General features: G+C 62.6%; 19 protein-coding genes. 3 read left to right on the forward strand and 16 right to left on the reverse strand.

Annotation, left to right across the window (positions count from 1 at the left end):
- Positions 1 to 6 precede the first annotated feature (6 nt).
- From X741_RS156360 to X741_RS156315, 11 genes are all read right to left on the reverse strand, one after another.
- Positions 7 to 447 (reverse strand): hypothetical protein, encoded by a 441-nt coding sequence (locus X741_RS156360; protein WP_023777342.1) that lies wholly within the window; start codon positions 445 to 447, stop codon positions 7 to 9.
- A gap of 136 nt (positions 448 to 583) precedes the next feature.
- On the reverse strand, positions 584 to 751 hold the full coding sequence (locus tag X741_RS1000000170315; RefSeq protein ID WP_023777343.1) for a hypothetical protein: 168 nt from the start codon (positions 749 to 751) through the stop codon (positions 584 to 586).
- Positions 752 to 955: 204 nt separating this feature from the next.
- Positions 956 to 1,345, reverse strand: coding sequence for a hypothetical protein (locus tag X741_RS156355; RefSeq protein WP_156937869.1), 390 nt, complete (start codon positions 1,343 to 1,345; stop codon positions 956 to 958).
- 94 nt (positions 1,346 to 1,439) lie between these two features.
- Positions 1,440 to 2,366 (reverse strand): DUF2493 domain-containing protein, encoded by a 927-nt coding sequence (locus tag X741_RS156350; RefSeq protein WP_023777345.1) that lies wholly within the window; start codon positions 2,364 to 2,366, stop codon positions 1,440 to 1,442.
- Positions 2,367 to 2,708: 342 nt separating this feature from the next.
- A complete protein-coding gene (locus tag X741_RS156345; protein ID WP_031249945.1) occupies positions 2,709 to 3,746 on the reverse strand; it encodes a toprim domain-containing protein in 1,038 nt (345 codons plus the stop codon).
- Complete coding sequence (locus tag X741_RS156340) at positions 3,743 to 8,071, reverse strand: strawberry notch family protein (RefSeq protein ID WP_023777347.1); 4,329 nt, start codon at positions 8,069 to 8,071, stop codon at positions 3,743 to 3,745. Before X741_RS156340 ends, X741_RS156345 begins: the two co-directional genes overlap by 4 nt.
- A 320-nt stretch (positions 8,072 to 8,391) precedes the next feature.
- The gene (locus X741_RS156335; RefSeq protein ID WP_023777348.1) at positions 8,392 to 8,868 is read right to left on the reverse strand and encodes a hypothetical protein; all 477 of its coding nucleotides are present in this window, start codon (positions 8,866 to 8,868) and stop codon (positions 8,392 to 8,394) included.
- Positions 8,869 to 8,961: 93 nt separating this feature from the next.
- Positions 8,962 to 11,094: a ParB/RepB/Spo0J family partition protein gene (locus X741_RS156330; RefSeq protein WP_023777349.1), complete on the reverse strand. Its 2,133-nt coding sequence runs from the start codon at positions 11,092 to 11,094 to the stop codon at positions 8,962 to 8,964.
- Positions 11,095 to 11,219: 125 nt separating this feature from the next.
- Positions 11,220 to 12,263, reverse strand: a complete 1,044-nt coding sequence (locus tag X741_RS156325) for a zincin-like metallopeptidase domain-containing protein (protein ID WP_023777350.1) — start codon at positions 12,261 to 12,263, stop codon at positions 11,220 to 11,222.
- 190 nt (positions 12,264 to 12,453) lie between these two features.
- Positions 12,454 to 14,397, reverse strand: coding sequence for a DNA ligase D (gene ligD / locus X741_RS156320; RefSeq protein WP_023777351.1), 1,944 nt, complete (start codon positions 14,395 to 14,397; stop codon positions 12,454 to 12,456).
- A gap of 399 nt (positions 14,398 to 14,796) precedes the next feature.
- Complete coding sequence (locus tag X741_RS156315; protein ID WP_023777352.1) at positions 14,797 to 15,258, reverse strand: hypothetical protein; 462 nt, start codon at positions 15,256 to 15,258, stop codon at positions 14,797 to 14,799.
- Between the two features lie 157 nt (positions 15,259 to 15,415).
- Here X741_RS156315 and X741_RS156310 point away from each other — a divergent pair, with 157 nt between their 5' ends.
- Positions 15,416 to 16,171: a hypothetical protein gene (locus tag X741_RS156310; RefSeq protein ID WP_023777353.1), complete on the forward strand. Its 756-nt coding sequence runs from the start codon at positions 15,416 to 15,418 to the stop codon at positions 16,169 to 16,171.
- 104 nt (positions 16,172 to 16,275) lie between these two features.
- Entirely contained in the window at positions 16,276 to 16,551 is a 276-nt protein-coding gene (locus tag X741_RS156305) for a hypothetical protein (protein ID WP_023777354.1), read from the forward strand.
- 1 nt (position 16,552) lies between these two features.
- On the opposite strand, the gene X741_RS156300 is transcribed toward X741_RS156305, so the two are convergent.
- Both X741_RS156300 and X741_RS1000000167475 read right to left on the reverse strand, forming a co-directional pair.
- The gene (locus X741_RS156300) at positions 16,553 to 17,146 is read right to left on the reverse strand and encodes an SOS response-associated peptidase (protein WP_023777355.1); all 594 of its coding nucleotides are present in this window, start codon (positions 17,144 to 17,146) and stop codon (positions 16,553 to 16,555) included.
- A 178-nt stretch (positions 17,147 to 17,324) separates the two neighbouring features.
- Positions 17,325 to 19,049, reverse strand: a complete 1,725-nt coding sequence (locus X741_RS1000000167475; RefSeq protein ID WP_198023948.1) for an ATP-binding protein — start codon at positions 19,047 to 19,049, stop codon at positions 17,325 to 17,327.
- Between the two features lie 294 nt (positions 19,050 to 19,343).
- Between X741_RS1000000167475 and X741_RS156295 the strand changes: the two genes are divergently transcribed.
- Positions 19,344 to 20,159: a transporter substrate-binding domain-containing protein gene (locus X741_RS156295; RefSeq protein ID WP_084018469.1), complete on the forward strand. Its 816-nt coding sequence runs from the start codon at positions 19,344 to 19,346 to the stop codon at positions 20,157 to 20,159.
- 64 nt (positions 20,160 to 20,223) lie between these two features.
- On the opposite strand, the gene X741_RS156290 is transcribed toward X741_RS156295, so the two are convergent.
- From X741_RS156290 to X741_RS156280, 3 genes are all read right to left on the reverse strand, one after another.
- The gene (locus X741_RS156290) at positions 20,224 to 20,679 is read right to left on the reverse strand and encodes a VOC family protein (protein ID WP_023777359.1); all 456 of its coding nucleotides are present in this window, start codon (positions 20,677 to 20,679) and stop codon (positions 20,224 to 20,226) included.
- Positions 20,680 to 20,918: 239 nt separating this feature from the next.
- Positions 20,919 to 21,155, reverse strand: coding sequence for a 4-oxalocrotonate tautomerase family protein (locus X741_RS156285; RefSeq protein WP_023777360.1), 237 nt, complete (start codon positions 21,153 to 21,155; stop codon positions 20,919 to 20,921).
- Positions 21,156 to 21,179: 24 nt separating this feature from the next.
- Positions 21,180 to 21,890 (reverse strand): SDR family oxidoreductase, encoded by a 711-nt coding sequence (locus X741_RS156280; RefSeq protein ID WP_023777361.1) that lies wholly within the window; start codon positions 21,888 to 21,890, stop codon positions 21,180 to 21,182.
- Between the last annotated feature and the right edge of the window lie 333 nt (positions 21,891 to 22,223).

The following is a 22,223-nucleotide window of genomic DNA, read 5'->3' on the forward strand; positions in this document are numbered from 1 at the left end:
GCGGGTTTAAGCTTGAACCATGTCCCTACCGGATTGGTCGGCGGCGGCCATGCCCGCGACCCGCAGATAGGCCGTGGCGCCGACCGCGATCGCGCCAATGACGGAAAAGACAATCTGCCAGATTTCCGAAGGCATCATGTGTTTCGCGATGCCATGCGTGGCATGGTAACCGGCAACCATCGCGGGAGCGACGAAGACCATCGCGATCGCCAGCTTCGCCCACAAGGGCCTGATAGCGCCGAGGAGGATTTGGCCGACGCCGAGCGTCAACCCGGCTGCGAGGATGCCGACAAGGAGCGCGCCAGGCCAGCCGGCACCAGTGTTGAATGCCCATGTACTTGCGTTGACGCCGACGAACAACGGGAGGGCGACGAAAGCAAGCGTGAAGAGCAACCAGCACAACATGCCGATGGCCGCGACGCAAAGGAGAATGCCGAGGATGATCATGGTGGTGTCTCCGAGAGAATGACTCTGGCGATCGCGCCTTCCACCACCACCTGGCGCAGTGCACAGCATAGCAAAGGAAAAGCGCGGGTGAAACCCGCCGGTGTTCTTGCATCGCCTAGGTGCGATGTCCGCCCCGTCATGGGGCGAACGGGTCGATTTCGCCGATGATGGCGGTATCCTCGCCGTCATACTCGTTCGCCGGCACGACCGAGAGAGTGCCGTCGCCGGCACGAAAGATGACGATGGTGACCATGAGAGTGGCGGCGAGGCTGAAGGCGAAGGCATGTGCGTCGGCGAAGGACATCGATCCGGCTCCTGTTTGAAGCGGAGGACCCTCCCCCGCTGACAGGCGCCCGATGTGTTCGGCCGATGGCCGCAATCACCGCGAAGGCGCAGCCGGAGCGGCGGCACGCTTGGCGTAGTCCGACCCCTTGCGGGTTGATGGCGTCAGGCCATCGGTTGGACCAAGGATCAGCGCAATGGATCGCGGGGTGCGGTCATCTTCAAGTCAGGGGCAGCGGGCGTTGTTGACGCGCCGCTCTTGCTCCAGGAGAGCCTGAGCAAGCTGCCGCGCGAAGTGGCGGGCGTCGAGCGAGAAACCGGGCGGCCATGATCGCGATGGATCCCGTTGGAAGCCGTCACGCTGAAAATGAGGATGAAGGCGGGCGATGACGCTGTGCAGCTGCGGTGGCAGGCTCAATGCAGCTCTCTCGGCGTAACGAGCCGCCTTGTCGAGATCGTGCCCGATATGGCGGCGGTTCCAGCGATCATCGGTCGCGACCCTGAGAAGATGCGACTTCAGGAGCAATTCAATGGCGATGTCGTGAAGGGCCGCATTGTGCCTGCCTAGATCCGCCAACCGGTCAGCGCCATCGAGGTAAGCGGCGGCATTGCGCAAGAAGGTGTCGCCAAGTGCGATGTTCGGCGTGAGGCTTTCGGGAAAGGATACGAGCGACATGGCTTGAAGGAGGGCGGTTAGATTCCGACGGCGCTTACGTGCCGCCGTTGCCGAGCCGATAGACCGGGATGCCGAGCTTGCGGGCCTTATCCGCGAGGTTCTCCTGAATGCCGGTGCCCGGAAAGATGATGACGCCGATCGGCATGACCGCCAACATCTGGTCGTTGCGCTTGAAGGGAGCGGCCTTAGCATGCTTGCTCCAGTCCGGCTTGAAGGCCACCTGCGGCACCTTGCGATGATCGGCCCAGCGGGCGGCGATCTTTTCGGCGCCTTTCGGTGATCCGCCGTGCATCAGCACCATGTCGGGGTGCTTGGCGCGGATCTGGTCGAGCCTTGCCCAGATCAACTGGTGATCGGCGCTATCGCCGCCGGAGAAGGCGATCTTGGGGCCGGCGGGTAACATGATTTCGGTTTCCGCGCGCCGCCTGGCCGCGAGAAAGTCGCGGCTATCGATCATTGCGGCGGTGAGATGGTGGTGGTTGACCTTCGACCCCGTGCGCGGTCGCCAGGCCGAGCCGGTGTACTGATCGTAGCGGTCGGCGGCCTGGTCACGCATGAGCTCGAAGGCGTCGCGCCGTTCGATCATGGTGTGGCCTTGGGCGGTGAGTGTCTCGAGTTCAACTGCCTTGATCTCGGTGCCGTCCTGTTCGTGCTGCAGGCGGCGCTGGGCCTGCTCGTTGTCGTCCAGTTGCCGCTCGATCCGCTGTACAGCGCGGTGGAAGACATTGGTGACGGACCACAGCAGGTCATCGAGGTCGGGTTCGAGGCGCGTGTCGGCCAGGGTGGCGATGAGGGCGTCAAAGATGTCGGCCACGGCTCCGGCCACGTGGTCGCCGCCGGGGAGCGGTCGCGGATCGGGCTCGTCAGCAAATGGGCGCCAGCCATAAAGCTGGAGTTCGGTGAGGATGTGATCGGTCGGAGAAGCGGCGTGGTGCGGTTCGGTGTCGTCGTGCTCGCTCATGCGAATGCTCCCGTCGGTTTGACCGCGACCCTCGCGGCCTTCATGGCGACGAGAGCCCACGAGCGGGACGGTCCGACACCCGCAGCGAAGCGGAGGGCCGGAGCGCAGCGGAGGATGGCGGCGGCCGGCTATTTTGCCTCGCGGTGGAAAGGCGTCGCGACCAATCGCTGCCATTCGCGAGCAGTCGCGCGCCGCCGGAAAATAGTCGGCCGCCGTCATTGCCAGGCCGGCCAGTTCGTGGGCCCGATCGCCCTCTTGAAGGCCGGGCTGCGGTTCTCTGCCGGCGGGCCACCCATCCATGCGGCGCACCGGCACCATCCGCCGCGCGCTTCCCCTCACGGCTCATGCCGCCTCTGTCAGATAGCGGATGCGATCTTTGCGCATGAGCTGGTCCGCAATCGAGGCCCGGAAGGCGGCAAGTCCGAAATGGCGGAGGTCTTCGTTGAAGTCATCCATCGCCGGCGAGAGCACGATTGCCTCGATTCCGGCGTCCGTCGCGCGCTCGAGCAGGCAGTCTCTGGCACCATCGCCGGCCGGATCGTTGTCGCGGATGACATAGAGCCGCCGCAGGTTCGGAGGGAACAGGATGGCGGCGAGATGGGATGCCGAGAGTGCCGCAGCCATCGCCATGTCGGGCATGGCGCATCTGAGCGATAGCGTCGTCTCGATGCCTTCGCCTGCCGCCATGACGCTGCCGGGTACGCCGAATCGGACGGCGTGACCGAGAAGGTCACCCATTGCCCGACGCGGTGTGTTGACGCGTGCCTTGCCGGTGCCGTCCGATGCGAGCCAGGTGCGGTGCGCGCCGGTCAGATGTCCATCGAGGTCGGTGACAGCGGCGATCATCGCCGGCAAGGTCTTGGTCGGTCCATGATCGTCTGGCCGGTAGTAGCAGTGTGGATGGAACTGCAAGGCTGCGGTTCCGTGCAAAGTCGTAATGCCACGTCCACGCAAATACGTTTCCACGAGGGTGCCGATAATGGGTTTCGACATGGCGACCAGTCGGCGAGCCGCTTCCGGAGATCCAATGGGGGCCTGCGTGATCGGCTCGGCCGGTCGGGATGGCATGGCATCTGGCATAGCGAGAAACACGCGTGCCTCGTCGGCGACGTCCCGGAAATGGACCAGTCCGAGGGATTCGCGGATGACATCGAGCAGGTCGCCGTGCTCGCCGGTAGCGGCGTCGGTCCATTTGCCTGGCGGTCCCTTCGGGGATGGCTGCAGACGCACGAACATCGAGCGGCCAGGCGCATTGCGGACGTCGCCGACGGTCCAATAGTTCCCCTGGCGACGGCCATTGGAGAGGTAGTGGCGGCACACCGCCTCAGCATATTCGCCGAGGCGGTGTGCGAGGTCGGATGCAGCGTGACGCGCAATCATGCCGCCTCCCGCTCACTGACCCGCTCGATTGGGAAGCGGTCGAGCACGCGCTCCAACACGGCGGGCCCGTTGGCGTCGATCGGCACGAACATCCTGAGCTTCCACGAAATGATCTCGTGGAAGAGACCGTAGGCGGTGAGGCGCTCGCGCATCGCGTCGGTGAAGCCGGACAATTCGATGCGCCATGCGCCCATGACGCGGCTGCGGCGAAGCTGGAGATCCTCGGCAAGATCGAGGATGGTCCGGCCGTCCATCAGAGCCGCAAATGCCTGCTCCGGCGAAAGCGCAAGCACGTTCGTCGCAGAGGCGTTGGCGGCCCATGCCGGCGAGACGCGGCGGCCGATAAGGCGCTCGCCCTCGTCGGTCTGAAGTCGATAAACGCGGGTCGACTCGTTGGGCAGGCGCTTCCAGATCGGCAGCAGCAGGCCGGTGACCATGTGCAAGACCGAGTCCGAAAACGCCGGCACCGCGGCGATTTCGGCCGTCCAGGCAGTTGAGAAAGCCTCGCGATCGGCCTCGACCCAGCGTGTCTCGCCCATGGCCTTGAGCGGCATGTTCTGGCCTTCCATCGGCCGGATCAGGCGGACACGTCGCTCGACCTCGCCATCGTCGAGCATGACGCTGGGTGTCGGGATCTGCACGGCGGCGCGGCCCGATTGCTCGTTGATTAGCAGTACGGCACGCGGATCGCGGAGATGATCGAGCGCCGCATTGAGCGTGACGGGCCGATTGCGCTTGCGTTGGGTGATTGTGAGCAGGCGGCTTTCGGCGCCGGTGCGCGGATGGGTGTAGATCACCTGGCGGTCGGTGACGACGAAGTTTTCGGCCTGCAGCGTCTCCAGCCCGGCGTCGTAGGTGCCTGACGCGATCGCGCCCTCGACGCGCGCCGCCAGCAGTTGCTCGAAGGCACCGAACAGCACGCCCTGCAGCGCAATGGTCAGTGCGAGCAGGCGATTGAGGAAGGTGGTGATCGGCGGCAATTCGTCCTTGATGCCATTGGCATCCATAAGCTTGAGACCGGTCGCCGCCTCGAAACGCTCAAGCGAACAGCCCTCGACCTTGCCGCGTACGATCAGCAGATAGAGTTGCCGTAGCGCATCGCGGGCATAGTGGCTTTCCAGATTGTCCTCTGGCCGGAACAGGCCCTGGCCGCCGGTTTGGCGCTGGCCGCGCGTGATTGCGCCCAGCGTGTCGAGGCGCCGCGCGATCGTCGAGAGGAAGCGCTTTTCCGCCTTCACATTGGTCGAGATCGGACGGAAGAGCGGCGGCTGCGCCTGATTGGTGCGATGCGTGCGTCCCAGGCCCTGAATGGCGGTGTCGGCCTTCCAGCCGGCTTCGAGCAGATAATGCACACGCAGCCGCGTGTTCCGGGCCGAGAGTTCGGCGTGGTAGCTCCTCCCCGTTCCGCCGGCGTCCGAAAAAACCAGAACACGCTTCTGGTCATCCATGAAGGCCTGCGTCTCGGCGAGGTTGGCAGACCCGGCACGGTTTTCAACGACAAGGCGCTCGCCCTTGCGGAAAATGCGGCGCGACCGGCCGGTGACCTCAGCCACGATGTCCACCCCGAAATGCTGGATGATCTGGTCGAGCGCGCCGGGGACAGGCGTCAAGCTGGCGAGTTTGGCGATCAGCTCGTCGCGCCGGGCGACCGCCTCGCGGCTCTCGACGGGCTGGCCTTCTCGGTAGACCGGGCGCGACGACAGATTGCCTTCTGAGTCGGTGAAGGGCTCATAGAGCTGCACCGGGAAGGAATGGGCGAGATAGTCGAGGACGTATTCGCGCGGCGTGATGTCGACTCGGACGTCGTTCCATTCCTCAGTCGGCAGCTCGGCCAGCCGCCGTTCCATCAGTGCCTCGCCCGTCGAGACGATCTGGACAACGGCCGCATGGCCCTCCTCCAGATCGCGGGTGATGGAGCGGATCAGGGTCGGCGTCTTCATGCTGGTCAACAAATGACCGAAGAAGCGCTGCTTGGCGCTTTCAAAGGCGCTGCGCGCGGCCGACTTGGCCTGGGCATTGAGCGTGCCGGTGCTGCCGGTGATGTTGGCCGCCTGCATGGCCGCATCGAGATTGTTATGAATGATGCCGAAGGCGTCGGCATAGGCATCATAGATGCGGATCTGTTCCGGCGTCAGCTCATGCTCGATCAGCTCGTATTCGACGCCGTTGAAGGAAAGCGAGCGGGCCGTATAGAGGCCGAGTGCCCTGAGGTCGCGTGCCAGCACCTCCATGGCCGCCACGCCGCCGGCTTCGATCGCCTCGACGAACTCGGCGCGGGTCGAGAATGGAAAATGCTCGCCGCCCCAGAGGCCGAGCCGCTGGGCATAGGCGAGATTGTGCACGGTGGTGGCGCCAGTCGCCGACACATAGACGATGCGGGCATTCGGCAGGGCGTGCTGGAGCCTGAGGCCGGCACGGCCTTGCTGGGAGGGAGCGGCGTCGCCGCGTTCGCCCTTGCCGCCGCCGGCGTTTTGCATGGCGTGCGCCTCGTCGAAAATGATGACCCCATCGAAATCCGGACCCAACCATTCGACGATTTGTTTGACCCGCGAAACCTTCTCGCCGCGATCGTCGGAGCGCAGCGTGGCATAGGTGGTGAATAGGATGCCTTCCGCCAGCGTGATCGGCCTGCCCTGCGGGAATCGGGAGAGCGGGGTGACCAGCAAGCGCTCCATGCCGAGCGCGGACCAGTCGCGCTGCGCATCCTCGATGAGCTTGTCGGACTTGGAGATCCAGACCGCCTTGCGACGGCCATGCATCCAATTGTCGAGGATAACGGCGGCGGACTCGCGGCCCTTGCCTACACCGGTGCCGTCGCCAATCATGAAGCCTTGCCTGAAGCGAACGGCACCTGCTGCGTCGTCGGCTGCGGCGCTCACCACGTCGAAGGTGTCGTCGAGGGTCCAGGCCCCGGCCAGATATTCGGTGTGGGCCTCGCCGGCATAGATGACGGTCTCGAGTTGCGCATCCGACAGCAGGTCGAAAACGTTCCGCGGCAGGCGCGGCCGATAGCTCGGCTTGGGCGGCGCCACCGAGGCCATGGCTGCCGATTGAACGAGCTGGGTGGGGTGAGCCCGAGAGCCGGGGATGCGGATCGCCTGAAGCCCGTAGGGCTCATAGATGGCGTCGCTGATCTGGCCGTCCTCGGCCGCCTTCCAGTCGACAGCCTCATAGACGAGGTCGATGGCTTCCGGCCCGGCGATCGACATGCGTGGCGTGGTTCTCGCCGCACGTGTGAGATAGCCGTGCACGGTTTGGGGCGCGGCGACCGCCGATGCCGCGCTGGAAACGGAGGCCATTACGACCGGCAGGCGCGCGGGAAGGCGCTCCTCAATCCACGCGAGGAGCGTCGCCGCATCCGGAGCGATGCCGGGAGCATCCGCGAAGACGGTGGGATCGTCCGCCGGGAGCTTGTCGATGACGGTGAGGCGTGTCGGAAAGGTCGTGCCATGCTTGGCGTAGGCCGAGCCGTCGATGGCGGCGGAGAAGGCGACGCGCCCACGTTCCTGCAGGCGCGTGAAGGCGGCGGTCCAGGCCGGATGGTTGGGCGCGAAGTTCGCACCGGTGATTGTTACCAGCCGCCCGCCGGGCGCAAGGCGCGCCAGCGCCGAGGCGATGTGCCGCCAGGCCGCGTCGGCCATGCGGCCCTCGACATTGGCCATGACCGAAAAGGGCGGGTTCATCAGCACCACGCTCGGCACGGCGCCTGGATCGAGATGGTCGTCGATCTGGGCGGCGTCGAAGCGGCTGGCGGAGACGGCCGGAAAGAGGAAGGAGAGAAGGGCCGCGCGCGTCTCGGCAAGCTCATTGAGGACGAGCGAGGCGCCGGCGATCTCGGCCAGGATGGCCAGCAGCCCGGTGCCGGCGGAAGGTTCCAGCACTCGGTCGGCCGGCGTAATGGCGGCGGCTGTGGCCGCGACCAGGCCGAGCGGGATGGGAGTCGAGAACTGCTGGAAGGTCTGCGCCTCTTCGGATCGGCGGGTATGCGTTGGCATGAGCCGGGCCATCTTCGACAATGCGGAAAGCCGGAGCGCTGGCGACGCGGCTTTGCGAAACAGCGCCTTTCCATACTTGCGAAGGAACAGGACCGTGGCGGCCTCGCAGGCATCGTAGGCCTGCCTCCAGTCCCAGGCGCCGGCGGTGTCGGAGGCGCCGAATGCGGCTTCCATCGCCGAGCGCAGCTTTGGCGCGTCGATGCGCTCGCCACGTTCGAGACGGGGAAGCAGCAGGCCGGCGGCGGCGAAGATAGCACCGGCTGCACAGGACTGGGCGGGCGAGATCGGCGCGGCAGCGGGAACCGTCGCAGCGGGCGAGATCATGTACATGGTGTGAACCTCGGGAGAGCGGGGACAGGATCGAGCCGCGCGGCGCTCTCTCTGGACCGCGCGGTTTCAAACCCATCCCGGCCAACCTCTCCCTCTCAGGCGCCGGCCGATGCCAAAATGAAACAAGCGCCCCGCCATGAGGTGGAGCGCTTGCCGGTATCAACCGACCTCGATCATATTCCGCCGTCAGGCTCCGGCTTCCGCAGGAAACGATTGCGGTCGTCGTGCTGATCCTGAAAAAGCGTCCGGCGCTCGTCCGATTCCGGGCCGCGATGGTGGAAGGATCGACGCTATGGGTGTGCGGTGTGACTCCGCGCGGGTCAGGCCGCCGCCCGTCCTTCGACGACATCGGCGCCGACCTCGTCGGCGGTGATGTCTTCAAGACGCGCATTGCGGTATCCGGTCTTGGCCCTCCAGAGTTCGGCCGCATCGCGGCTCTCGGCGAGGTGCAGCAACTCGTCGTGGTCGCCGATCTGCTGCAGGACCCGGACCATGCCGATCGCGGGCCGCTCGACGATCTCGAAGCTGAGCGCGCTGTCGAGCGCGTAGGTGCGCATCATGGTCACGAGGATGATGCCGCCAGAGGAAAAATTCCCTTCGTTGAGCGTGATCGAGGCCGGAGCGCTGTAGGTCGGACGGTCGCGCGGGGGTGACTTGCGGACCAGCCTGCCGAGACCGTTGCGGCGCTCCCAGTCCGCGAGCTTGCGGGTGAAGCGCGCTGGCGGCTTCGGCGCACCGTCCGAATAGCGGATGAGCGAACCGAGCGGGGCGTTGTCGTAGACGATGTGGGCTGACATGGACATATCTCCTGAAACGAAAATGGCCCGGCTGGGAGCCGGGCCGTGAGGTGAAGGGGAACGTCGCGACCGGAGCCGCGCTGTCGATAGGTTCTATTCGGCTGCGACCGCGTGAGCCGTGACCTCATCGGCTGCCACCGAGTCGTCTTCATCATCGCCGGCGAGGAATTCGGGCAAGTCACCCTCCTCGCCGTCGTCCGGCTGCATGGCCGGTGCGTCCTGAGCGGTCAGACGGAGTGGTTCAGGCAGCCAGCCACTATCGGCCAGGAGGCGTTCGGCCTCCTTGGCCATGTCACCCTTCTTGAGATGATCGATGAGCTGGGCCGCCTGCTCGCCAGCGCCCTCACGGACGGCTTCGAGGATCCGGGACTTGGTGACCCGGCCGAGATAGTTTGCGACCGTTGGGCGCCAACCCGCAGCCACCATGTCGAGCCCGGTGGCAAGAGACAGCCGATCGGCCTCGCGCAGCCGCTGATCCAGCCCGTGCTGGGAGACGCCGCTGCCATAGGGGTTGGGCCGTTCGAACAGGGCGTTGATGCCATAGCTGACGCAGTGTGCCAGCAGCGCCTGCCGGCTCGCTTCATCGAGACTTTCGAGCCAGACCCACAGAGTCTGGTCGTCACCGAGCGGGATGTCGCCCTTCCATGCCGCATGGCGCTCATCGACCGCCTTGGCCGCCGGGCTGTGTTTGAGGTCGGCGTCCTGCGCCGGCAGGTGGATATGCCGGACAAACGCCTCGACGCAGCCGGTCGCGGAACGCTGACCGAATGTGTCGAGGACGAGCCGATGCAAGAGCGCCGTGATGGCCACATGCTGGTTCTCGGCCACGGCATTGCGCAACGCCAAGGTGCGATGAGCGGTGAGTTCGATCACAAGGCGCTCGGGCAGCGGCTTGATGGTGTCGCCCTCATCCTCCTCGGGCTCGGAAGCCTGAGTGCCGATGGTGATGGTGGGGCTGCGAACGGAAAGATCATCGCTGCCATCCTCACTCCCGGTCGCACCGCAGGGCTGGGCGGAGTCGCCGCCGACTGCCTGTGTCGCTTCATCCTCGGGGCGCACATGGCCCCGATCGATGACGAGATCGCCATCACGATCGATGCTGATGAACACGCCGGCGCGAGCGATCTCGGCCGCATCGTAGATCATCGGCCGGCTCTCAAAGGCCTCGAGCGCGGACTCGATCTCGCCGAGGCGCTGATCGACCTCGTCGGGGAGTTCGTCGGCTTCGCCATATTCGGACTCCAGCCGATCGTATTCCTTGCGCAGCGCTTCACGTTGTGCCCGCTCCGCTTCGGTCAGATCGGTGGGCGTGCCGGCGAGCGCCCTCAGGCCGTGACTGTGGCCATAAGGCAGATCGACATCGACCACGATCCACTTCCAGCCTTCGGCGGCGATCTCATCTGCGATCGACTTCAGCTTGTCGCAGACCAGGCGGTCAAGCAGCACAGGGTCCTGCAGCCAGCCGCCATTGTCGGCCTCAAACAAGTCGCGCAGCATCACGCCGCCGGCTGCGACATAGGCCTCCACACCGACGAACAGCGCACGGCGATCGCTTGCCCGCACCGTGGTTTCCGTCAGCATGCGCCGGATTTGACGCGGCTCGTTCGACCACGAATGCTCGAGCGCCTCCCAGACCTGTTCCTGCCGAGCGTGATCGTCGGTCACGGTAAAGGCCATCAGCTGATCGAGCTTCATGCCGTCCTGCTCGTAAACATCGTGCAGCTTGGGCGAAACCTTCGCGAGCCGCAGGCGTTGCTGCACGAATTTTGCGGATACGAAAAAGCGTGCCGCGATCTCCTCATGGCTGGCGCCCTGGTCGTGCAGGGTCTGGAAGGCGCGAAACATATCGAGCGGATGTAAATCTTCGCGCTGAAAATTCTCGGCCAGGGAGTCCTCCTCGATCGGGACCTCACCGTTGGCGCTGGTGACCACGCAGGGCACGGGCTCGGTCTTGACCATGCGCTTCTGCTTGATCAGCAATTCCAGCGCGCGATAGCGGCGTCCGCCAGCCGGCACCTCGAACATGCCCGTCTCGTTGCCCTCGCCATCCAACACTGGCCGGACGTTGAGACTCTGGAGCAGGCCGCGCCGTCCAATCGAGGCGGCGAGGTCCTCGATCGTTTCCCCGCGCTTGATGCGCCGGACGTTGGACTGGCTCAGCATCAGCTTGTTGAACGGGATGTCGCGCGAAGCGTTGAGGGTGATCTTCTGCTTGACGGTAGCCATGTTCATATCTCCGCGACGGGCGGCCGAGACTCTCTCGACCTCCAAACCCGTCACAAAGACCGGCGCAGCCCTCTCACTCTATGGACCGCCGCCGCACACGGAAGATCCGAGGCACGTGAGGAGGATCACGCCGCCCTCCTGTCGATAACGGTCTCATCGACCTCGCCTGGGCCCGTCCTGGATGCCCCGTCAGGTTCCTGCAGGAAGGAGAGCAGCCAGTCGGCCGCCCTGCTGGCCTGCGAGGCGGCACGCACGATGGCGCGGTTGTCTTCGCGAAGAACCTGAAGCCAGGAGGCCAGGTAGTCGGCGTGGCGCACGGTCGGCACGATGCCAAGCGAGGCGCAGCAAAAGGCTGCGTTCATCTCGGCGACCAGTTCCTCGAAAGCATACTTCTTGGTGCCGAAGGCGCCGCCGAGGTCACGGCCGACCCGGGAGGCATGGCCGGTCGCATGCCCGAGCTCGTGCAGGGCAGTGCGGTGCCAGTCGATGGTCTCGAAATAGGCCTGCGGCGGCGGCACCCGCACGTAGTCGTGCGCAGGCACATAATAGGCACTACTACCACCAATGCGGAAATCGATCCCGGTCGCCTTGATCAGTGCGTCGACGGCCGGTTCGATCAGTCCGGGCTCTGGTGCAGGCGGAGCCACGGCCAGATCGTCGGGCAGATTTTCACATTGCGCCACGTTGAACACGATGAAGCGCTTCAGAAACGGAATGGCCTGTGCTGGTTCGCCGGTTTCTCGTGCGCGATTCTTCTCATCGTCAGGGATGAAGCGGTCAGCATAGACTACGGNTGCTGGTTCGCCGGTTTCTCGTGCGCGATTCTTCTCATCGTCAGGGATGAAGCGGTCAGCATAGACTACGGTGGTGCCGTGTTCGCCCTTGCGGACATGACCGCCCAGCGATAGCGCCTGGCGGAAAGTCAGCCAGCTCTGGACGGGAAACCCATGCTCGACGACCGCGCCCCACAGGATCAGCACATTGATCCCGGAATAGGCGCGGCCGGTCGCGGCGTTGGCCGGCATAGCCAGAGAAGCTGTCGTCGCCGTCGTGCCCCAGGGCTGCACCCAGGGAAAGCGCCCAGCCTCCAGCTCGGCGATGATCTTGTTGGTGATTTCGTCATAGAGGCTTGCCCGGTCGGCGCCGGCGCGAGCGTAGTGTCTGGACATCGCGGTTCTCCGCGACAGGCGCCGGAGGCCCTCCTCCAGCTCTCAACCCGTCACGGCGAACGGTCCGCACTCTCACTCTAGACGGCGTTGCGGGGCCCCCTCCGAAGACCCTCCGAAGGGAGGACGCTCTCGAATTGGGCAAACCCAGTCGGACGCCAAAAAGGCCGCTGACCATCTAGGATGGTTATCGCTACCGGACTGCGTGGCGGATGCGTTCGGTAAGCGTTTGTTCGACCTCGAAATAACCGTCCCAGGCTTCGGGTAGCTGAGCCCGCGCGGCGGCAGCGAAAACATCGAAACGGTTGGCGCTTTCGCAGGTGGGCAACTCCTCCCAGCTGACCGGCACCGCGCAAGACGCCCCCGCGCGTGCCCGAGTCGACCAGGGACAGATTGCAGTGGAGCCTTGGCCGTTGCGCAGGTAATCGAGAAACATCCGGCCCTTGCGCTTCGCTTTGCTCATGTTGGCGACGAAGCGAGACGGATCTGTACGGGCGAGTAGTTCGGCGAAGTCTTGGCAGAAGCTCTTGACCTCGTCCCAGTCTGCCTCCGGGACGAGCGGCACGACCACGTGAACGCCCTTGCCGCCGGACAGCAACGGCCAAGACTGCAGTCCAAGCGCTTCCAAAATGCCCCGAATGTCAAGGGCTGCCTGCTTGACGGCCGTGAAGCCAAGGCCCTCGTCCGGATCGATGTCGAAGATCATGCGGTGCGGCAGATCCGGCTGCTGGCGACGGCTTCCCCAGATGTGGAATTCGAGCACGTTCATCTGGACGCCTGCGATCAGCCCAGCCAGGTCATCGACCCACAAGATGCGGCTTTCCTTACCGGACATCTTCTCTAACTGGCCGTCATGAATAGCCTTGGGCATGCCTGGCAGTCTGTGCTTCTGAAAAAAGGTCTGCTGAAGGTCGCCGTCGGTGTCGCGCACCAGCGACAGTGGCCGATCCTGGATGTGCGGCAGCATTTTCTCGGCGACTGCGCCGTAGTAGGCGGCAAGCGTGGCCTTGGTCACGTTGGTTCCGGGATACATCACCTTGTCGGGATGCGTCAGCTTGACGCCGACAGCAGCAGCGATCTCCTTGCCGATTCCCGGGTCGAGATTGGCGGGGCCAAGAGTTGCCGGCGTCTTCGGCATTTCCATCACCACCTGGTCGGCTGGCTTGTCTTCGCGCATGCCCTCAAAGCTTGGATGTCGCAAGCTGCCGTCCGGTGTCACTTCGGCATAGGTGACTTCGGCGACGAGCTCGGGCTTCACCCACCTGGCACGGCGGGCAATGTCTCTCGGAACAGAAGCGAAAGCCGTTTTCTCAACACCGCGTTTCTCCAGCTTCGCCAGGATGTCCTTGCGCATCGCCGCCGTGAACCCAGTGCCGACGCGGCCGCGATAGATGAGCTTGCCATTGTCGTAAGTGCCGAGGATCAGCGAGGCCATACCATGTCCTGTGTCACTTGGGCGATAACCGCCGATAACGAATTCCTGTCGCTTCGTGCACTTGATCTTGAGCCAACTCCTGGTGCGATCGCCGACGTAGTAGCTGTCGGCGCGTTTGGCGATGATACCTTCGTGGCCGCCCTCGCACATGGCGTCGAACACCCTTTTGCCCTGGTCGACGATGTGGCTGGAGAATTGCAAGCTGTCGTCAGGGGGGCGAGCGCCCAGCAGGGACTCGAGCCGCTCCTTGCGCTCAAGGAGCGGCTGGTTCGACAGATCTTGGCCATCCAATTCAAGCAGATCGAAAGCGTAGAACTTGAGCGGCAGACCCGCGGCAATGCCAGTTTTCAGCATGGAGAAGTTCGAGCGGCCCTGGCTGTCGATGGCGACGATCTCACCATCGATCAGTGCCGCGCCCTTTGTCAGTCTCTGAAGCGGCGGCAGGATGACCTTGAACTGTCGGGTCCAGTCGTGGCCATTGCGGGTATAGACGACGACGTTCGAGCCGGAGATGGCGACTTGGGCACGATAGCCGTCGAACTTCATCTCGAAAAGCCAATCCCCGCCTACCGGGATTTGCTCTGTCAATGTGCAGAGCTGGAACGATCGAAACCCCGGCAGCGGATATGCAGGGACAGATTCCGAGTCTCTGCGCCGCGTGCGCCTTTTGCTGATGCTTAGGATGCCATCTCCAGGCGACATACGGAACTCGGATACATAGTCCGATTCAATAGCCTGCCCCGGGTTCGGTTCCATACCCAAGCATCTACGCGCCGGCGACCGTCGGCGCTCCAAGGAAGAACGGCGTATAAGCCGCAGTCCTGCGCGCGTCCGCGACAGCGGACAATGTCGCGCGCTGGACGGAGGAAATTCGCCCCCGCCGCGGGCGGTGGACGGGACAGCCGTAGGAGCGTCAGCATAGCGCCGGCCGCAGGACGGGACGCGGGACCGACTGTCCCCGTCCGCGGCGGTCCGCATGGTTTGCATTCAGGATATGGATGCGACCGGTATCGTTCGCACGCATCGGCGACGATAGGATTGGCCGGTACAGCGGCGAGTTTGCCTGATGAATCGATCAGGTTGTGCTCCCTTCGGCTCTGCTCAGTTACGTGGCAGCTTGTGAATTTCAAGCCGGACAGGCCCGCCCCTGTCACAGCTCGTGCAGAAAAGCGCTCGCTCGACCGAGCTGAACAGAGCGGCTTTTCCATAGCGTTGGATCAGCCCGGCAGGCTTTACCGTTGCATGGTGCGAGCAGGATCTGCACCAGGCCCGCAACACATGCCATTCGCGAAGATCGCCGAGCGCCACATCGAGGCCGGCATGGACGCTGCCATCGATGATGGTCTGCGGCGGGATCTTCACCTCGCCCGGCGTCAGGATCTTCTCCATCACATGCCGACTGTTGTAGTGGATCAGCAACATGCCCGGCCGGCGCCGGATGGCGGCTTGCCAGGCTGCCTGGCTCACCGTTGAATCGGGGGAACGCGAAATGGTTTCCGCCAAAGCCTGCTCCTCGCGATCCCAGACCTCGATCCGAAAATTGTCTTCCGCTGTCTTTGCCATAGCTTCGCCGGCCAGCGCGATTGACGCCGTGCCATGGTCCCATGCTGCTTCCAGTCACGCTGAAATAAGGAACATATTCCTCTCGCGTCAAGGGTGCGCTTGACTCTTTGTTCTCATTTTGTTCACATTGGCCGGATTAGGTCACAGGAGGCGAACCATGGAACTTCGCTTGAACATCGAGGACGCAACACCCGAAGAGCTCGCACGAGGCATCGCCGCAGCCGAAGCCGTGTTTGCACGCGCTGGCATCACAGCTTTGCAAGGCGCGGAAGGGCTGTTTGCGTTGGAAGGGTGGGATATCAAAGGCTTCCCGGAAGACGACAAGCCTACCGAGGACGAGGACCGGGCCGCCGCAGTTTGGCTGGAGGCCGATGGGGCTGCGGCAACGGCATGTTGTGCGGGCTGGCCGGAGGACAAAATTCCGCGCCATCAAGTCATGGAACTGATCAATGTTCCTCGCACAAAGTTGCAGGCGGAAGCGCTTCCAGACACCTGGCCGGAGCGGAAACAGCTCTATCCTGACGTAGTCAAGCGGCTGGAGATCACGACCGGCCCAGATCGCCAGATCGATTTCGATATTGCCTTCGTTCTGGGTTGGGTTCCCGAGCGGCCGACGCTGGACCGCGTTGAGTCGCTTTCGGAAGATGGAGACCGTATCCCTTTCTTCACCAGCGACCTTGCCCAGGTTGAAGAGATGGCCCGCAAGGCGCTCAAGGACTGGACGATTGAGATTGACCGGGATCCTTGCGATGCCCACGTTTTCGACCCGGCAGCCAGTGATGACGATGATGAATTGCGCATGGCCGCATGGCGTGATTTCGACGGCTCCTTGTATATGGAAAAGCCGCCGGCAAATCCTGCAATCGCGCTGACGCTGGCCATGATGCGCGGGCAGTCTATGCATTTCGAATAGTGGTCAAACGCAGTCGGGGCTTACCAACACCATCGGTCATCGACCGCGACTGGCCACATCAAGTTGCGCTGCTAGATGATCTTTGCACGGACCGCAACTTCACCATGATCGCGAAGTTCTGCCGGGAACGAGGGCTCAAGCACCAGACGCGGCATGTGCAGGCGGTATGGCCGAACGGCAAATATGAAACCTATCGGCTCCATTGCTTCAGCGATGCCGAATCCGCACAGGCCTTTCTGGATCACTTTGAGGGGCTGAGGTTTGATCCGAAGCGGGATCGGGAGAATGGAAAGGTGCGAGGCGTCTGGCGCCGCGCGGGCGAATACCGGCGGGTTCTCGATCTCGGTCCGCTCAGCGTACCAGAGATTCTGCGCAGCTAAGTCACGAGCTTTCGGGGCGAACTGTTTCGACCGAGATTGAGCCGGCTGGAAGCGGCCGCAAAAGCTCAGCCTCGGGCTTCGTCAGGTTGATCCAGGCCGCCCAATTCTCGGGCTGAAGCACCACGACCTGACGATTGTGATATGGCGCGACATCCGGCCCGGGATCGGTCGTCAGCATGGTGAAGGTGGGCGCCTTGTTGCCGACAGCTTCACGCCAAAGCCCCGCGATGGCCATGAACGGAGAGCCGTTGAGCGTGAAGCGATGTTTCGCCTTCGGATATTTCGTTCCCGTGAACTCGAAGAACGCGGACGCAGGAACGAGGCAGCGTTTGCTGTTTCCGAACTGCCGACCTTCGGAGCGGAAGTTGAACACTGGGCCGCCCTTTGGTCCGGTCGGCGGAAACCCGAACGTCATTGACGCCAGTTCGATTGTGTCATCAGCGGCCCGCATTATCGGCGCTGGATCGTTGATGCGGACGTCGTCCGCCTGTGGCAAATCGAGTTCGGTCTGGTGGCTAGGGATTTTGAGCGCCAGCGACGCCATCACCCGGCAATATTCGGCCCATGCGACATGCTGCTCGTAATCGTTGCACATGGGAGGCTCCGGACTTGGGCGGGCTCTCTATGGTAACGCTGTCGAGGGCACGTTGAAAAGCGTGTCAGCGCTCAAAGAAGATGTCTGCCTCCTTTGCGGTCTCAATGAAGGGCTTGCTAGCGTCGCGGATTTCTTTCAGGCCCTCGCCGGGGCGAACCGCTGCACACCGGCTGGCTAATCATTGACCTGAAATCGCGAAGGGTAGGCTTAGGTAAAAGGTTGCACCGTGCCCGTGGGAACCGATCGCCCACATGCGCCCACCATGCGACTCGATGATTGAACGGGCTACCCGAAGGCCCATGCCCGTTCCATCTGGCTTTGTTGTAAAGAACGGATCGAATATCTGTTCCGCGAGGTCCTGGGGGAACCCTGGGCCGGTATCGCTGACAGCAACAAGTATGTGGTTGTCGACGCGCTGCGACTTGACGACGATCTCTCGTACGCCATCGACGTTCTTCATCGCTTCGATGCTGTTGACGATCAGGTTCATCGCGACCTGCTGCAATTGCACGCGATCTCCAGCAATCTGAGGAAGATCGGTCGCCAGCTCCGTTCGTACCGATATCTTGTATCGCGCTGCCTGGTCGCGCAACAGGGCCACGGTTCCTCGATTGATCTCGTTTAGATCGAGAACCTCACGATCCAGGCTGCCCCTTTCGAACTGTGAGCGTATTCGTTTCAGAATGTCGGCGGCACGTTGTGCATCTCTTACCATTCTGTTGACGGCCTTGCGCAGTTGATCGTAATCGGGCTGGTCTCGATCGAGTCCTCGCAGGCAGACGGTGGCATTGGTGAGCGCACCGGTGATCGGTTGAGTGACTTCATGCGCAAGGGATGCTGCCAGCTCTCCCATGGTTGTCACCCGATTAATGCGAGCAAGATCGCCCTGCGCTTGGCGCAAGGCTTCTTCGGCCCGCTTCAGGTCGTCGATATCGGTCGTCGTACCGACGAATCTGAGGAGTTTGCCCTCGGAATCGCGCAAGACCACGGCTTGTTGGAGATGCCAACGATATACCCCGTCCCGAGCGCGCAAGGATCGGGTCTCCATTGCGAAATCCTGCCCCGAATGTACCCCCTCCCAAAAGCTCTTGACCGCCATCGCCCGATCATCGGGGTGGATCGCAGTCATCCAGGCCTCGGGATGCGACCGGGTGAAATCGAGGGTCTGGCCCGCAAACTCGAGCCAGACTTGGTTCACGAAATCCGGCGTCCCATCGGGCTTGAGCGTCCAGGCGGATACCGGAAGTCGCTGCAGCAATCCAACCTGGAGCTGCAGGTCGTCATACGCTTGCTGCAGCCCTCTCCACATCTGGTTGAATGCCTCAACGAGAAAGTCAAGCTCGTCGCTTGGCCGAGACGGGCGCCGCTGGAGTCGAAGCGGTTCTTGCGAACCACGAAGATCATATCCCCTGAGTGAGGTTCCTATCGCCGTGATGTGACGTGTGACCAGCCGGTGGACCGTAAAGAGGATGAAAAAGGAAACCATGAACGTCTTTATCGCCTGAGCGACCATGATCGTCGCCGCGGTGTTGAGAAGCTGGCGATAGATTTCATCGTACGTGGCTTCGACCGCAAGAATGCCAATCAACTGCCTGGCGTCGCCTTTGGAATAATAAATCTTGAGTTCGTGCCGCTCGGGTGGATTGGGTTGGTGGGAACCTGCGGTTACGACCAGGGGGGCAGCTTGATCCGTGGTCTCTCGCAGTTCGACGTAGCGGATATTAGGCAAGCGAAGAATCCCCTCGACCTGCAATTGAAGCTGGCGCCCGTCCATCTCCCAGAGCCCTTCGCTGAGACTTTGCCGGTAGCTGCTGTCAATCTCGGACATCTTTTGATCTATTGCTTGGACGTCGCTGCGATAGTCGAGGTAGAGCTGCGCCAATGTCAGAAGAAGCGTGATCACCGAGCTGAAGATCAAGACGCGAACAAGCAGTCGCCCCCCAATGCCGCGGAGAGGGTCCGGCAACAAGCGCCAAACAGACGCACCGCGCCCCAGCTTCGGCGATCCGCGATCGGATTTGCCGCCGCCGGTGTTGGCGTATGTCGATCCAGGTTGCAAAACACACCCTTGCGGCGACAAACTCGCACAATTCATGTTAGCATCACTGCTAGGCCGCGCGAGATGAAGACCTGTACCATCGCATAGTTCGCCTTCCTACACTATCGTGCGAATGTGGAATGCAAGGGACGCCCGCAAATGGCGAGATGGGCCGGCTTCAGGCGGTTGTTATGTGGGATTGTCGCAGTTGCCGGGACGCTCGGCGGACCAGCGTCGGCGGCGAAGCGTTTGCAGCTCGTCAATGATGATTTTTTGGGTTCCTTCGAGGGCATAGCAGACGACAAGGCGCCGGGATTCGGCGTCGAAGTCGTCAGGCAGGTCTTTGCCGGCATGGGACAGGACGCCTCCTTCGAATTCTTCCCCGCCAGGCGCGCTTGGATGATGGTTGTCCGTGGGGAGCGCGATGGAATGCTCGCCACGTTGCGAACCGAGGGCCAGCGGTTCTGCTCTTTTCCGGACGAACCGCTGATGCGGGATAGGTGGGTTTTGTTCGTGCGGACGGCTGACATCGGGAAGCTGAAGTTTTCGTCGCTTGACGATCTCATTGGACACACCGTCGCTGTCCGCAGACCGATCCCCGGCGTGTCCGAACAACCGACCATGTCGCCCGAGCTGTGGAACTTCTTGCGGGAGCATAAAAACATGATCCCAACAAACGACACCGACTCCAGCTTGCGCATGCTGGCAGCCAGCCGTGTCGATTACGCGGTCACGAGCCTCGTCTACGGGATGAGTGAGATCACAAAATTGAGATTGTCCGGAAAGATCGAACCAATCTTGTCCCGTGGTGTGGCGGAACAAAATGTATATGTCTGCTTCACCAAGGCGCGCGTTTCGCGCGCTCTGATCGACGCCTTCTCGATCGCTTTGAAGCAGTTCAAGCAGACCGAAAAATTCCATGCGATCTACCGAAAATATTTCCCGAACGGCGCTCCGTCCGATTTTCCGCAATGAGCCACTCAGCATCTCAGCCGAGACCGAGGCTTGGCTCGAGGAGAAGGTATGTGTCCTTCCAGGACTAACCGTAAACGACATGCGGTTTACTCTGACCCACTTCGATGATGTAGCCGTCTGGATCGCGAATGTAGCAGCGAGTCTCGCCATACTTTTCCATCGGCTCCGTGATGAACTCAGCGCCCCGGCCTTGCCAGCGTCGATAACAGTCGTGGATGTCAGCAACGCGGATGTTCATGAAGCTGCTGAGCGAATCGGGATTTGGGGGAACACCGAGCGTCACTGAGGGTTTGTCAGGTGTAGGGCCGCCGCCGATGTTGACGATGAGCCACGTGTTCGCGATCCGGATGTATCCCGGCGCGCCACTGCTATCGCCCAGGCTCAGGATGCGGCCTCCGAAGACCATCTCATAGAATCGTGCGGAGCGCTCGATGTCGGCGACTGTCAGAAAATGTGCGACGGTAAAGCCATGCTGCGGGGGCATTGTGTAGATGTGATCCTCAACTCGTACTTCGGGCATCTGCGGCTCCTACTGAGAGAGTCTTTGAGGTCTTCGCGCGCCGCGATGAGCCCGCGCCGACAGGTTTTAATATGGCTTCGCTGACACGGGTCTTAAGTCGACCCTTCGTATCAGATCCGGCTCTGAGCCGGCGCCGGCGAGGTACAGGGCATTCTACCTCGATGGTGTCACACATCATGGCGCCGGCGCCGAAAAGGAAACCGTCTCAAGCTGAGGCTTCGGAGACACGCGATGAGGGCTCAAACGCCCTTCGCGGCTAGAAACTTGCGGTATTCGGCGACGGGCATCCCGCCCCAACCCCAATTCTCCATCTCCACTTCCTCAAACACGACCCAGGTCCACTCCAGCGGCTTCCCGAGGACGTCGAGCAGCACCTCGCTCATGCCCTTGTAGATGGCTGCTTTCTGTTCCGCAGTTATATGGTCCACACCGGGCTCGGTGCCCTCACGCGTAAGCTGGACGGTAACAATAGGCATGAAGAGCCTCCCTTGACTGATAGGTCAGTGGCCAGCGCTTTGGCCGCCGTCGACATGAAGTGTTTCCCCCGTCACGAAAGAGGCGTCCTCCAGGTAGAGGACAGCGCCGACGACGTCGGAAATTTCACCCAGGCGGCCCAGCGGATGCAAGGCCGCCAGCATCTCGTAGGTCTCCGGCGCATGCATCGGCGTCCTGATGACGCCAGGAGACACGGCGTTCACCCGGATTCCGCTGCGGGCATATTCGATCGCGAGACTGCGGGTCGCTGCATCAACTCCGCCCTTGGTCAGCGAAGCAAGCACCGATGGCACCTTCGAACTGGCCTGCTTCACCAAGCTGGTTGTGACGTTGACGACATGGCCGCTACCCCGACGTTCCATTGCGGCTATCACGGCCTGGGTGACGAAGAAGAAACCGGTCAGGTTGGTGGCAACCGCGCGGGCGTAATCCTCTGCCGAATAATTCGTGAAACTGCTGGCAAGGAAGACTCCCGCGTTGTTTATCAGCGTGTCCACCCGCCCGAAACGCTGCAATGTTTCCTCGACCACCCTTGGCCCTGTCGCGGGGTTGCCGATATCGCCCGCGATCGTGAGCAAGTCCGATCTGTCGGAAGGTTGGATAGATCGAGAGGTGGCGACAACGCGGCAATTCCGGCCGAGATAGGCCTCGACCAGCGCCGCGCCAATGCCTTGCGACCCGCCGGTGATGACAACCACTTTCTGTTCAGTTTCCATGACAGACCTCGCCGAGACTGAACCCTGACGACTGGACTGCGCCCCGTCATGTTCAAGACGAAATGTACGTGCAGTATGGTCAGGCGCCATCGTCCAATGGTGTCGCATATACTTTAGTATCGGCATTCATACGACGATCTACGCTCCTTTGTAGGCGAGTGGCGCCTCCACAGTGCCGAGAATATTTGACGGGGACGAGCACTGCTCGCCAATACGCGGGGCGCCGATCCTCGCGGCGTATCTCCTAAAGTATTGCCGACACCTTGGCTCAATAGAATGCTTCGGCGGGATCTGCTGTGATTTTTCCGGAACATCGCGAACGGCGTTTCCGAG

Origin of the sequence: Mesorhizobium sp. LNHC221B00 (assembly GCF_000502935.1) — a bacterium.
GTDB classification, from domain to species: domain Bacteria; phylum Pseudomonadota; class Alphaproteobacteria; order Rhizobiales; family Rhizobiaceae; genus Mesorhizobium; species Mesorhizobium opportunistum.